The following is a 12,968-nucleotide window of genomic DNA, read 5'->3' as shown; positions in this document are numbered from 1 at the left end:
CCATCACAATGCCTCCTCGAGCGCCGCGCGCATGGGCGCCTCCAGGGTCTTCATCCAATCCCCGCCGTGCAATGCCGCCGCTCCCCACGATCCGGTCATGAGCCGCACCTGCAGGATGGCCTGATACAGCAGCATCTCCTCGCCGCCGATGGCGACGCCGCCCTTGTCCCGCCATGCGCGGATGAGCGCGCTGGGGCGGGGGTCGTACACCACGTCCAGCAGTATGCCGTGCGGGAAGAACGAGTCGTCGGTCTCGATGGTCTCGGCGATCGCATCGGCGGCGTGACCCGGGATCGTGCTGACGGCGATGTCGGCGCCACGCAACGATTCGACGGCCTGTTCCAGACCGACTTCGTGCAGGGTCGCACCGTCCTCTTCGGCCACGATGCGGGGAATGTCCGGATTCTTGCGCGGATGGCGGGCCACCACGGTGAGGTCGCCTTTGCCTGGCTCGTCCTCGCCCGCCGACGCCGCGAGCATGACGGAGATCGCGCAGGCGGCCGACGCCGCCGTGTTACCGTTGCCGATCACCGTCGCGCGCCGGAGGGACCGTTCCTCCAACGATGGTCCGCCGGCCGCGTCGCAGGCGTGCTGGAACGCGTAGATGATGCCCGGCACGTCCGTGTTGTACAGGTCGATGGCCGGCTTGCCGTCATGGTCCGCCGCATGGGTCCAGTCGAACACCGCTGTGTTGGCGACCTTCAGGGATTTGGCCCAGACGTCCTTGGGGGTGCCGTACGGTTGGATGGTTTTCTTGAGCGGCATGGTCAGGCTCAGGCCATGCCATGTCGGGTCGAGCCCTTGCAGAAATCCGTCGAGATCATGCTCGCCGACCTCATGCCGGTCATAGCGCCAATCGTCGAGCCCCAACGCCCGATACGCGGCCATGTGCAGCACCGGCGACAGCGAATGGGCGATCGGCTTGCCGAGCACGGCGCAGCGATGATTGATCTGGGTCATACCCCCTCCTTGTTCCGCTCCCCCTATCGTACCGTACATGGACGTTGATGCCGTGTCATGATCGCGGTCAATCGCGGTCATGACCGGTCGGCGTGCAGCGCACGGTATATGGCCTCGGCCTTGGCATGGCCGACACCCTTGACCTGTTCGAGTTCCTCGACGTCGGCCTCGCGCATGGCGCGCACCGACCCGAAATGGTTGAGCAGCCGTTTCTGGTAGGCTTCGCCGATGCCGGGAATGTCGTCCAGCGCGGAGCGCAGCGCACCCTTGCGGCGGGTCTGCCGGTGGTAGGTGATGGCGAACCGGTGGGATTCGTCGCGCACGCGCTGCAGCAGGTACATGCCTTCGGACTGGCGTTTGAGGATGATCGGGTAGTCGTCGTCCGGCACCCAGACCTCTTCGAGCCGTTTGGCGAGGCCGCACAACGCCACGTCGTCCACGCCGCAGTCGGCCAGCGCCTTGGCGGCCGCCATGACCTGCGGCTGGCCGCCGTCGACGACGATGAGGTTCGGCTTGTAGGCGAAGCGCCGCCGGTCCGTGTTCTGCTGGACGACCGGCTCCCCGGTTCCGGGATGGCCGTCCGCGCGCTCCTGTCCGTCGACCGTGTTCGCCGCTTCGCGTTCGCGTCGCTCGTTGTCCATGCTGTCGCCGGTGTCGCCGGCGATGTTGCCGTGTCGGAACCGTCTGGTCAGCGTTTCGTACAACGCGCTCAGATCGTCGACCGCGCCGGAGCCGTCCTTGCCTCGGATGGCGAACCGCCGGTACTCCGATTTCTTGGCGATCGCATCCTCGAACACCACCATGGAAGCGACCTGGAACGCGCCGCCGACGGTGTTGGAGATGTCGTAGCATTCGATGCGCAGCGGCGCCTGCTTCAACCCCAGCGCCTTGGCCACGTCGTTCATGGCCTCCGACCGGGCGCCCATGTCGCTGATGCGGCTCATCTTGCTGCGTTGTAGCGCCTGGTCCGCGTTGTCCGTGGCGCGGTCCATGAGCGTCTTCTTGTCGCCACGGCTGGCGATGCGGATGGTCACCGCCGCGCCGCGCCGCCCGGACAACCATGTTTCGAGTTCTCCGCGGCGGGCAGGTTCGACCGGCACGATCACCTCGCGGGGCACGGGGGCGACCGGGGCGAGCAGGTCGGCGCGGCCGGTCTGCTCCTGACGTTCATGCCGTTCGCGCGTTGCCTGGGCACGCGCCGTCGCATCCGTGGCGGTCATCGACTGCGTCGAGCCGATCGCGTCGCGACGTTCCTCCACCCTGCTGCCCATGTCGATCGACGTATCGGGTTCGGCGTCCGAATACACCTGCACGATGAGATCGGCGATGAGTTCCGCGTCGTCGATGTCCTCGACGCGTTCGACGCTCCAGTTGCGTTCGCCGCGGATCGACCCGTCGCGCACGATGAACGCATGCACGGACGCCTCCAGTTCGTCCGACGCCATGCCGAACACGTCGGCGTCCACGTCCTGATCGAAGACGACCGCGTTCTGCTGCATGACGGTGCCGAGCATCTGGATCTCGTCGCGCAGCCGCGCGGCCTTCTCGAATTCGAGTTCGGCGCTGGCCTCCTTCATGTCGCGGGTGAGCTGGGCGATGTACGATTTGCCGAGCCGGCCGGTCATGACGCCGACGAGCTGCTCGCACATGCGCCGGTGCTCCTTCGGGTCGACGCGTCCGGTGCAGGGGGCGGAGCACTTGCCGATCGAGGCGAGCAGGCAAGAGCGTCCGGTCAGCTCGGCCTTGCGGAACACGCTGCCGGTGCAGGTGCGCACGGGGAACGTGCGCAGCAGACGGTCCAGCGATTTGCGCAGCTCCCATACCTTCGCATATGGGCCGAAGTATCGCGCGTCGCGGCGTTTGCGGCTGCGCGTCACCCAGATACGGGGGTACGGCTCCCCCACGGAGATCGCCAAATACGGATAGGTCTTGTCGTCGCGGAACTGCACGTTGAACCGCGGATCGAATTCCTTGATCCACGTGTATTCGAGCGTCAGTGCCTCGAGCTCGGTGCCGACCACCGTCCATTCGAGGCTGCGGGCGGTGAGCACCATGGTCTGCGTGCGCGGGTGGAGCAGGTACAACGGCTGAAAGTAGTTGGTCAAGCGATTGCGCAGGTTCTTCGCCTTGCCCACATAGATCACGCGCCCCTCGCCGTCGCGCCACTTGTAGACGCCTGGCTGCGCGGGGATGTCGCCGGTCTTCGGGCGGAACAGATCACGGGTGTCGCCCAACAGCGGCGCCCCGTTGACATTCACGTCACCGGGCGTGGCGACCTGTTCCGTCTCCCGTTGCAGCGCATCAGCGGTTTTGCGCCATACGTCCGGCGCGTGTCGTTCGATGTCGTTGGTCATGGCGGCTCACAGCATCGGTTTGAGGAACCTGCCGGTCCAGGAGTCGGCGCAGTCGGCCACCTGTTCGGGCGTGCCTTCGGTGACGATCGTGCCGCCGCCATCGCCGCCCTCCGGGCCGAGATCGATGATCCAGTCGGCGGATTTGACCACATCGAGGTTGTGCTCGATGACGATCACGGTGTTGCCCTTGTCGACCAGGCCCTGCAGTACGAGCAGGAGCTTGCGCACGTCCTCGAAATGCAGGCCGGTGGTCGGCTCGTCGAGAATGTACACGGTCTTGCCGGTGGAACGCCGCTGCAGTTCGGTGGCGAGCTTGACACGCTGCGATTCGCCGCCGGACAGCGTGGGTGCGGGCTGGCCGAGGCGGATGTAGCCGAGGCCGACCTCGACGAGCGTGTCGAGATAGCGGGAGATCGACGGGTACGCCTTGAAGAACCGGGCGGCCTCCTCGATGGGCATGTCGAGCACGTCGGAGACGGACTTGCCGTTGTACTTGACCTCGAGCGTCTCGCGGTTGTACCGCTTGCCGTGGCATTCCTCGCATTCCACGTACACGTCGGGCAGGAAGTTCATCTCGATCTTGAGCGTGCCGTCGCCGTGGCACGCTTCGCAGCGGCCTCCCTTGACGTTGAACGAGAAGCGCCCCGGACCGTAGCCGCGCATCTGCGCCTCGGGCGTTTTGGCGAACAGGGTGCGGATCTTGTCCCACACGCCCGTGTAGGTGGCCGGATTGGACCGTGGCGTACGGCCGATCGGATTCTGGTCGACGTGGATGACCTTGTCGCACTGGTCGACGCCTTCGACGCGGGTGTGCTTGCCGGGCACGATGCGTGCGCCGTTGAGCTTGTCGGCGAGGACGGGATACAGGATCTGGTTGACCAGCGTCGATTTGCCGGAGCCGGAGACGCCGGTGACGACGGTCATCACGCCGAGCGGGAAGTTCACCGTGAGGTTCTTGAGGTTGTTCTCCCTGGCGCCCACCACGCGCAGCTGTTTGGTCTTGCGGACCTTGCGCCGGTGGTCGGGCACGACGATCTCCCGCCGTCCGGCGATGTAGTCGCCGGTGATCGATCGCGGCGCCTCCACGAGCTTCGATGCGGGACCGGAATAGACGACCTCTCCGCCGTGCTCGCCGGCGCCCGGGCCGATGTCGACGAGCCAGTCGGCCTTCTCGATGGTCTCCTGGTCGTGTTCGACCACGATCAGCGTATTGCCGAGGTCGCGCAGATGGTGCAGCGTCTCGATGAGCCGTTCGTTGTCGCGCTGGTGCAGGCCGATGGACGGCTCATCGAGCACGTACATGACGCCGACGAGACCCGAGCCGATCTGCGTGGCGAGCCTGATGCGCTGCGCCTCGCCGCCGGACAGGGTCTTCGCGGCGCGCGACAGCGTCAGGTAGTTCAGACCGACATCGTTGAGGAAGCCGAGCCGGGCGCGGATCTCCTTGAGCACCTCGCCGGCGATCCGTGCGGCGGCGCCGGTCAGTTCCAATCCGTTCACCCATGCGAGGCTCGCCTCGGCGGACATGTCGCACACGTCGGCGATCGACTTGCCGTCGATGGTGACGGCCAGTACCTCGGGGCGCAGGCGCCGCCCCTTGCAGGTCTGGCAGGGTACTTCGCGCATATACGACTCGTAGTACTGCTTCATCTGGTCGGAGTCGGTCTCGTCGTGCCGCCGCATGAGCGTGCGCACCACGCCCTCGAATCCGGTGGAGTATTCGCGCATGCGCCCCCACCGGTTGCGGTAGGAGACCTTCACCTTGAAGTTGCGGCCGTACATGATCGCGTGGCGCACGTCCTCGGGCAGGTCCCGCCACGGGGTGTCGAGGTCGAAGCCCATCTCGTCGCCGAGTCCCTCGAGCACGTGGCGGTAGTACTCCCCCGTGCCCTTAGTCAGGCCCCATGGTTCGATCGCGCCCTCGTTGAGCGTCTTGCCGGGGTCGGGGATGACGAGTTCCGGGTCGATCTCCAGCGAATAGCCGATGCCGGTGCAGTCGGGGCATGCGCCGTACGGGGCGTTGAACGAGAACGTACGCGGTTCGATCTCGTCCAGTTCGAGCTGATGGCCGTTCGGACAGGCGCGCTTCTCGGAGAACGGCTGGCGGCGCGCCGGGTCGTCGGCGTCACGGTCCACATAATCGATGACGACGATGCCCTTGGCCAGCCGCAGGGCGGTTTCGATCGAATCGGTGAGCCGCTGCCGGATGCCGTCCTTGACCACCAGACGGTCGACCACCACCTCGATCGTGTGCTTCTTCTGCTTGGCGAGCGTGATGTCGTCGCTCAGCTGCACCATTTCACCGTCAACGAGCGCACGGGCATAGCCGTCGCCGCGCAGCAGTTCGAGCAGGTCCTCGAATTCGCCCTTGCGGCCACGCACCACAGGCGCGAGGATCTGGAACCGCGTGCGTTCCGGGTTCTTCAGCAGCGCATCGACCATCTGCTGCGGCGTCTGCGCGCTGACCGGCGCGCCGCACACCGGGCAGTGCGGCACGCCGGTGCGGGCGAACAGCAGTCGCAGATAATCGTAGATCTCGGTGATGGTGCCGACCGTCGACCGCGGGTTGCGATTCGTGGTCTTCTGGTCGATCGACACGGCGGGGCTCAGGCCCTCGATGAAGTCGACGTCCGGCTTGTCCATCTGGCCGAGGAACTGGCGCGCGTACGCGGACAGTGACTCCACATAGCGCCGTTGGCCCTCGGCGAACAGCGTGTCGAACGCCAGTGACGACTTGCCCGAGCCGGACAGGCCGGTGAAGACGACCATGCGGTTGCGCGGGATCGCGAGGTCCACGTTCTTGAGATTGTGTTCGCGCGCGCCCTGGATCGTGATCTTGAGATCGTTGGGGATGCGTGAGATGTCCGCCACCAGCGAGGTGTCGGTGCGCCGCATGGGCGCCTTGGCGATCTCCCGTGACAGGAACGTGTCGCTGGTCATCATGCGTTCCACCACCACGTTGCCGTTGGTGCCGCCCGAGGACTTCCTTGTTGCCGCCAAACCTGCCGCCTTCCGTAGTCGCCGCCGGCATCGCCCGTTTCCGGGCGGATGCCTGATCCACCATTAGGATATTCCATCATACGACAAGGTTCGAACAGTTGTTCGATAGCGTGTCGCGGGATGGACGGCGGGCGGCGCACGGCCTACGCGCTCTGTCCGAACGACTCCTTGGTCTTGGCCGCAAGCTGGCCGCAGGCGCCGTCGATGTCCTGTCCGCGCGTGTCGCGTAGCGTGGCGGTGATGCCGGCGGCGTGCAGGATGTCGAGGAACCGCTGTTCGTCCTCGGGCTTCGACGCCGTCCAGCGCGACCCCTCGATCGGGTTGAGCGGGATGGGGTTGACGTGCACCCAGTCGTCGCCGTAGTGGTTGAGCCGCTTGGCGAGCAGGCGCGCATGCTCGGCCTGGTCGTTGATGCCGCGCATCAACGCGTATTCGATGCTCACACGGCGTTTCGACGCGAGATAGTAGTCGTGCGCGGCGTCGAGCACCTGCGTGGTGTTGAAGCGCCGGTTCATCGGTACGAGCTCGTCGCGCAGCTCGTCGCTCGGCGCGTGCAGCGACACGGCGAGGCGCACCGGGATGCCCTCGGCGGTGAGCCTCTTGATGCCGGGAACGACGCCGACGGTGGAGACGGTGATGTTGCGCGCGGAGATACCGAAGCCCTCCGGCGGCATGGCGCTGATCTGGCGGACGGCCGACAGCACCGAGTTGTAGTTGCCCATCGGCTCGCCCATGCCCATGAACACGATGTTGCTCAGGCGCCCCGGGCCGCCGGCGACCTCGCCGTCGCGCATCATGCGCGCGGCGACGCGCACCTGTTCGAGGATCTCGCCGGCCGACATGTTGCGGGTGAGGCCGAGCTTGCCGGTGGCGCAGAACGGGCATCCCATGCCGCAACCGACCTGACTGGAGATGCACAGCGTGGTGCGCGTCGGATAGCGCATGAGCACGGATTCGATGTGCGACCCGTCGAACAGCCGCCACAGGATCTTGATGGTGGTGCCGCTGTCCGCCACCTGACGCGTGACCTCATGGATGAGTTCGGGGAAGAACGCACGGGCCGCCTCGTCGCGCTTGGCCGCGGGAAAATCGGTGAATTCGGCGGCGTTCACGTCGAAATGGCCGTAATAGTGGTTCGCGAGCTGCTTGACGCGGAATTTCGGCAGACCGAGTTCGGCCGCCTTGGCGATGCGCTGGTCGGTCGTCATATCGGCGAAGTGCAGCGGCGGCTTGCCGCGGCGGGCATGGTCCTTGGACAGCACGTCGCGGAACGCGCCGGTGGTGCCGCCCGGCGTGATGCCGGTTTCGGGCGTATCGGAATGGTGTTCGGTCATCTGCAGTCCTTCCGCAACACGGTCATGACGATGATCGGCGCCGGATACGGCGCCACGGGCCGGGGATCGATGATCACAGTCCGGTGGCCCACAGCAGCAGGCAGGTGAACGGCGCGGACAGCAAGATGGAGTCGATACGGTCCATCACGCCGCCGTGGCCTTTGAGCAGGTGGCCCATGTCCTTGATGCCGATGTCGCGCTTGAGCATGGAGGCGCACAGGTCGCCGAACGTGCCGACGACGCCCACCATGATGCCGGCGACGACGGGCACCCACCAGCGCGACGCCCACAGCGACGGATCGTAGGTGCAGGCGAAGATAGCGAATGCGCCGGCCATCGCGAACAGCATGGAGCCGACGAGGCCCTCCACCGATTTCTTCGGGGAGATGCGCGGGCTGAGCTTGTGCTTGCCGAACCAGGCGCCGGCGAACAGCCCGCCGGTGTCGCTGAGAGCCGGCAGGAACACGAGCATGATGGCGTGCGCGACGGGGTGGGCGTTGAAGGTCAGGGCGATCACGATGCAGGATCCCAGCAGCGGGATGTACAGGAGCGTGAACAGCGACACGGCGACGTGGCTGAGACGGCTGTGATGCTGCTCGCCGCCCTCGTGGTTGAACGACGATTCGAGCCGCGCGCCGGCATCGGTGCTGGCGAGTTTGGCGGCCACTGCGGTCGACAGACGCGTGCCGATGCTGAGCTTGGCGCTGGCGGCCAGGGTCACCAGCACGGACGAGACCAGCATGCACATGGCCATGGTGGCGATGTGGCGCGGCGCATAGTAGGTCGCGATCAGGGTCACGGTCGAACAGATCCACAGCACGACGACGGGAATGTGCAGTCCCGCGGTGGCGAAGTCGACGCGCAACTCCCACAGCGCGAGGATCATGAACACGACCAGCAGGACGACGAACAGGTCGATGCTGACGAGCAGGCATGCGAGGATGATCGCGATGAGCACCACGGCGGTGCCGATGGCCTGGGGCATGTTGCGCCCGGTCTTCTTGTTGATCGCGTCGATGGCCTCCTCGGCCTCGTGCTCGCGTTGCTCGCGCGTCTCCATCGCATGCCTCCTGCTCTGCTGAACGTCCGTCCGGCGAGGTCGTCCTGCCCGGCGAACGGACGGGACGACCCATGGTGGAGGTCAGACCTCCATGATCTCCTTCTGCTTGGTCTCAAGCAGGGCGTCGAGTTCGTCGGTGACCTGCTTGGTGACCTTGTCGAGCTCCTTGAGCAGACGATCGCCCTCGTCCTCGCCCATGTCGCCGTCCTTGACGGACTTGTCGATGGTCTCCTTGGTCTTACGGCGGATGTTGCGCACGGCGACCTTGCCCTCCTCGGACTTGGTCTTGGCGAGCTTGACGTACTCCTTGCGGCGTTCCTCGGTAAGTTCCGGCATGGTCAGGCGGATCACGTTGCCGTCACGGCGCGGAGAGGCGCCGAGGTCGGAGTCGCGCAGCGCCTTCTCGACGGCGTTCGCCTGGGACGGGTCGAACGGGGAGACGGACAGGGTGCGCGGTTCCGGCACGCCGATGGTGGCGACGGACTTAAGCGGCATGGTCATACCGTAGGATTCGACGGTGATGCCGTTGAGCAGCGCCGGGTTGGCACGGCCGGTGCGGATGCCGGAGAAGTTCTCCTTGGTGTTCTCGACGGTCTTCTTCATCTGTTCCTTGGCCTGATCGATGAGGCTAGCCATGATGTGTGCTCCTTTGTGTTGGTTGGTCGGTTGCGTTGGTTCTTCGTTGAATGCGCGGCGCATGCCGTCGCGCGGGTCCGGCGCCTTATTCGGCGAGGCTGGACTCGGCGGCGGACACGAGCGTGCCGATGTTGTCGCCAAGCAGCGCCTTGGTCACGTTGCCGGCGCCCTCGAGGCCGAACACGCGGATGCACTGCTTGTTGTCGCGGGCCATGGACAGCGCGGAGGCGTCCATGACGGCGAGGTTGTCGACGAGCGCGCGGTTGTAGTCGAGCGTGGCGAAGCGCTTGGCCTCGGGGTGCTTGCGCGGATCCGCGGTATACACGCCGTCCACGCCGTTCTTGCCCATGAGCACCTCGTCGCAGTGAATTTCGAGCGAACGCTGGATGGACACGGTGTCGGTGGAGAAGTACGGCATGCCGGCGCCGGCGCCGAAGATCACGACGCGGCCCTTTTCGAGGTGGCGGATGGCCTTGAGCGGAATGTACGGCTCGGCGACCTGGCCCATGGTGATGGCGGTCTGCACGCGGGTGGCCTGGCCTTCCTGCTCGAGGAAGTCCTGCAGCGCGAGGCAGTTCATCACCGTGCCGAGCATGCCCATGTAGTCGCCGCGGGAGCGGTCGATGCCGGCCTGCTGCAGTTCGGCGCCGCGGAAGAAGTTGCCGCCGCCGGTCACGATCGCGACCTGCACGCCCTGCTTGACGGCGGGGACGATCTCTTCGGCGATGCGACGCACCACGTGCGTGTCGATGCCGACCTTGCCGCCGCCGAACGCTTCGCCGGACAGCTTGAGCAGTACTCTGCGAGGCTTGGTTTCTCCAGTCATACACAGCCTTTCTTCGGACGGCCCGCGGCCTGACAGTGCCGCGGTGCCGCAAAATTTACCGTCTCTCAGACTATCCGCAATAGACGACAGTGCCGGTAGCGACATGCTGCGGTTGCTCAGCGCAGGGATGCGGCGTATGCGGCCACGTGTTCGACGACGTCGCCGAGATAGCGCATGGAGGTGCGCCAGTCGCCGGGGACCTCGATCGAATGGTTGGCGCGGGGATACTCGTGGATGAGCGTGCTGAGACGGTGCGCGCGGCCGGATTCGTATAACGGGTCGGCGGTGCCGGCGCAGATCAGCGGTGCCGGCGCGTCGCTCGCATGATAGTCGGCGTCGCCGGGAACGGGGATGACCGATCGCGCCGGATCGAAATCGGCCGGGGAGAACACCGGGGTGAGCAGCGCCATCGGCAGGCCGAGCCGTGCGACGTGCGGGTAGATGAACGTCGACAGCGACTTGCCGACGATCAGGAGCTGCGGCATGTCGCCGTCGCCGGCATCCGCGCGCACGGCGCCGAACCAGCGATCCACCGCCTCGTCGAGCATCGCGAAGATACGCGTCGCCGGGGTCTTGGACAGGTCGGCGTTCACGTCGAGCCGGTTGGCGTACCATCCGTCTTCGATCAGCGCCATCGCCGTGTAGTACAGCAGCGGACGGTCGCAGTTGTAGCCGGTGCCGGGCATGAGCAGCACGCGTCTGCCGGCCCGCCCCGCCGGGATACGGTTCTTGCGCCATGCGCTCATCGTGTAGGTCGGCGTCACGCCGCCTTGGCCCATTGTCGTCGCTATCATCGCATGCACTCCCCTCGTTTCGAACCAACACACCACTATAACCCGTCGTCGCGGCGTGCGCGGCGATAAGCATGAGGGCGGCCCGCACCACGATGGGTGCGGGCCGCCCTCATGCGGTCCTTATCGCGCGGCGGTCCTGCGCGGGCGCATCACCGCCGACGCCGCGGACGGGCGAGCCGTGTCAGGCTCACTCCTCCTCACCCTTGCCGACCTCGACGCGGGCGAAGGCGACGGCCTTGCCGCCGACCTCTTCGAACAGCTTGCCGACGGTCTTGGACGGATCCTTGACGAACGGCTGCTCGAGCAGCACGACTTCCTTGTAGAAGGCGTTGAGACGGCCCTCGACGATCTTCGGGACGATCTTCTCCGGCTTGCCTTCGGCCAAGGACTTCTCGGTGGCCACGCGGCGCTCGGACTCGACCACGTCGGCCGGGACGTCCTCGCGGGTCAGCCACTTGGCGCCCATGGCGGAGATCTGCAGGGCGGCCTCGTGCGCCACGGCGGCGCCGGCTTCGTCGGTGGCGATCATGGCGACGATGCTCGGCGGCATCTCGGCGGACTTCTTGTGCGCGTAGATCTCGACGTGCGGGCCGGAGATCTTGGCGAACTGGCCGACCTTGACGTGCTCGCCGAACAGGGCGGCGGCCTCTTCGATGGCGACCTTGACGGTGCCGTCCTCGGCCTTGGCCTCGAGCAGTTCGTCGACGGAGTTGGCGTCGGCGGCCACGGCGTAGCCGAGCACGGTGTCGGCGAACTCGACGAACTTCGGGGTCTTGGCCACGAAGTCGGTCTCGGAGTTCAGCTCGACGGCGTAGCCGGTCTGGCCTTCGGCGGTCTCGACGACCTTGGAGGCGATGGTGCCTTCTTGGGCCTTGCGGCCTTCGCGCTTGCCGGCGGCCTGGATGCCCTTGGCGCGGATGATCTCCTTGGCGCGGGCCACGTCGCCTTCGGCCTCGGTGAGGGCCTTCTTGACGTCCATCATGCCGGCGCCGGTCTCCTCGCGCACCTGCTTGATCAGAGCTGCAGTGATTGCTGCCATTGGTTTGTCTCCTCTAGATTCGTTGTGTTCCCATATATGAATGGGAGACGTTGCCGTCTCCCATCATAACGGATGCTCAGGCCTGGGTTTCGCCCTCAGCCTCAGCGGCGGGAGCGGCCTCGGCCGGGGCGGCCTGCTCGGCGTTGCCCTCGGTCAGCAGCTCCTTCTCCCAAGCGGCCATCGGCTGCTCGGTCTCGCCCTCGGCCTTGGCGGCCTTGCCGGAACGCTCCAGCAGGCCATCGGCCACGGCGTCGGCCATGAGGCTGGTCAGCAGCTCGATGCCGCGGATGGCGTCGTCGTTGGCCGGGATCGGGTACTCGACGGCTTCCGGATCGGCGTTGGTGTCGACGAGGGCCACGACCGGGATGCCCAGCTTGTGGGCTTCCTCGACGGCCAGGGCTTCCTTGTTGATGTCGACGACGAACATCGCGGAGGGGGTGCGGCCCATGTTGCGGATGCCGCCAAGCTGCTTCTCCAGCTTGTCCTTCTCGCGCTCGAGCAGCAGCAGCTCCTTCTTGGTCAGACCGGAGCCGTGCACGTCGGAGAAGTCCATCTCCTCGAGCTCCTTGAGGCGGCTCACGCGCTTGGAGACGGTCTGGAAGTTGGTCAGCATGCCGCCGAGCCAACGCTCGGAGACATACGGCATGTTCACGCGGGTCGCCTGCGCGGCCACGGCTTCCTGGGCCTGCTTCTTGGTGCCGACGAACAGCACGGTGCCGTTGTGGGCGACCGTGGTCTTGATGAAGTCGTACGCCTTGTCGATCATTTCGAGCGACTTGAACAGGTTGATGATGTGGATGCCGTTGCGCTGGGTGAGGATGAACTGCTTCATCTTCGGGTTCCAGCGGCGGGTCTGGTGGCCGAAGTGGAGGCCGGCCTTGAGCATTTCGCTCATCGTGATCTGTGCCATAGTGCACTACCTTTCTTGTCGGTTATTGCCTGGCCATGCGCGCCTGCGTGCAGCC

General features: G+C 66.1%; 10 protein-coding genes. All 10 read right to left on the bottom strand.

The genetic code is table 11. The features are described 5' to 3' along the window. Positions 1-3: 3 nt before the first annotated feature. Positions 4-960: a shikimate dehydrogenase family protein gene (locus DSM100688_RS01790; protein WP_152357444.1), complete on the bottom strand. Its 957-nt coding sequence runs from the start codon at positions 958-960 to the stop codon at positions 4-6. Positions 961-1,037: 77 nt separating this feature from the next. Beyond that, on the bottom strand, positions 1,038-3,314 hold the full coding sequence (uvrC, locus tag DSM100688_RS01785; RefSeq protein WP_152357443.1) for an excinuclease ABC subunit UvrC: 2,277 nt from the start codon (positions 3,312-3,314) through the stop codon (positions 1,038-1,040). 6 nt (positions 3,315-3,320) lie between these two features. Beyond that, positions 3,321-6,254: an excinuclease ABC subunit UvrA gene (gene uvrA, locus DSM100688_RS01780; RefSeq protein ID WP_204316630.1), complete on the bottom strand. Its 2,934-nt coding sequence runs from the start codon at positions 6,252-6,254 to the stop codon at positions 3,321-3,323. Positions 6,255-6,457: 203 nt separating this feature from the next. Then, a complete protein-coding gene (rlmN, locus tag DSM100688_RS01775; protein ID WP_152357442.1) occupies positions 6,458-7,648 on the bottom strand; it encodes a dual-specificity RNA methyltransferase RlmN in 1,191 nt (396 codons plus the stop codon). 73 nt (positions 7,649-7,721) lie between these two features. Further along, complete coding sequence (locus DSM100688_RS01770; RefSeq protein WP_152357441.1) at positions 7,722-8,708, bottom strand: phosphatidate cytidylyltransferase; 987 nt, start codon at positions 8,706-8,708, stop codon at positions 7,722-7,724. An 81-nt stretch (positions 8,709-8,789) separates the two neighbouring features. Further along, positions 8,790-9,344: a ribosome recycling factor gene (gene frr, locus DSM100688_RS01765; protein WP_152357440.1), complete on the bottom strand. Its 555-nt coding sequence runs from the start codon at positions 9,342-9,344 to the stop codon at positions 8,790-8,792. A gap of 85 nt (positions 9,345-9,429) precedes the next feature. After that, entirely contained in the window at positions 9,430-10,170 is a 741-nt protein-coding gene (pyrH, locus tag DSM100688_RS01760) for a UMP kinase (RefSeq protein ID WP_152357439.1), read from the bottom strand. Positions 10,171-10,286: 116 nt separating this feature from the next. Then, the gene (locus DSM100688_RS01755; RefSeq protein WP_239519274.1) at positions 10,287-10,964 is read right to left on the bottom strand and encodes a hypothetical protein; all 678 of its coding nucleotides are present in this window, start codon (positions 10,962-10,964) and stop codon (positions 10,287-10,289) included. 187 nt (positions 10,965-11,151) lie between these two features. Beyond that, positions 11,152-12,003: a translation elongation factor Ts gene (gene tsf, locus DSM100688_RS01750; protein ID WP_152357438.1), complete on the bottom strand. Its 852-nt coding sequence runs from the start codon at positions 12,001-12,003 to the stop codon at positions 11,152-11,154. A 76-nt stretch (positions 12,004-12,079) separates the two neighbouring features. After that, on the bottom strand, positions 12,080-12,913 hold the full coding sequence (rpsB, locus tag DSM100688_RS01745) for a 30S ribosomal protein S2 (RefSeq protein WP_152357437.1): 834 nt from the start codon (positions 12,911-12,913) through the stop codon (positions 12,080-12,082). Positions 12,914-12,968 lie beyond the last annotated feature (55 nt).

Source organism: Bifidobacterium ramosum (assembly GCF_009299505.1).
In the GTDB taxonomy this organism is placed as follows: Bacteria; Actinomycetota; Actinomycetes; order Actinomycetales; family Bifidobacteriaceae; genus Bifidobacterium; species Bifidobacterium ramosum.
Note: the sequence above shows the minus strand (reverse complement) of the source record. Positions and strands in the feature narration are given on the sequence as shown.

Coding starts and splice junctions, on each gene's coding strand:
- DSM100688_RS01790 (WP_152357444.1), bottom strand. CDS start 960: ATGACCCAGATCAATCATCGCTGCGCCGTGCTCGGCAAGCCGATCGCC.
- uvrC (WP_152357443.1), bottom strand. CDS start 3,314: ATGACCAACGACATCGAACGACACGCGCCGGACGTATGGCGCAAAACC.
- uvrA (WP_204316630.1), bottom strand. CDS start 6,254: ATGACCAGCGACACGTTCCTGTCACGGGAGATCGCCAAGGCGCCCATG.
- rlmN (WP_152357442.1), bottom strand. CDS start 7,648: ATGACCGAACACCATTCCGATACGCCCGAAACCGGCATCACGCCGGGC.
- DSM100688_RS01770 (WP_152357441.1), bottom strand. CDS start 8,708: ATGGAGACGCGCGAGCAACGCGAGCACGAGGCCGAGGAGGCCATCGAC.
- frr (WP_152357440.1), bottom strand. CDS start 9,344: ATGGCTAGCCTCATCGATCAGGCCAAGGAACAGATGAAGAAGACCGTC.
- pyrH (WP_152357439.1), bottom strand. CDS start 10,170: ATGACTGGAGAAACCAAGCCTCGCAGAGTACTGCTCAAGCTGTCCGGC.
- DSM100688_RS01755 (WP_239519274.1), bottom strand. CDS start 10,964: ATGATAGCGACGACAATGGGCCAAGGCGGCGTGACGCCGACCTACACG.
- tsf (WP_152357438.1), bottom strand. CDS start 12,003: ATGGCAGCAATCACTGCAGCTCTGATCAAGCAGGTGCGCGAGGAGACC.
- rpsB (WP_152357437.1), bottom strand. CDS start 12,913: ATGGCACAGATCACGATGAGCGAAATGCTCAAGGCCGGCCTCCACTTC.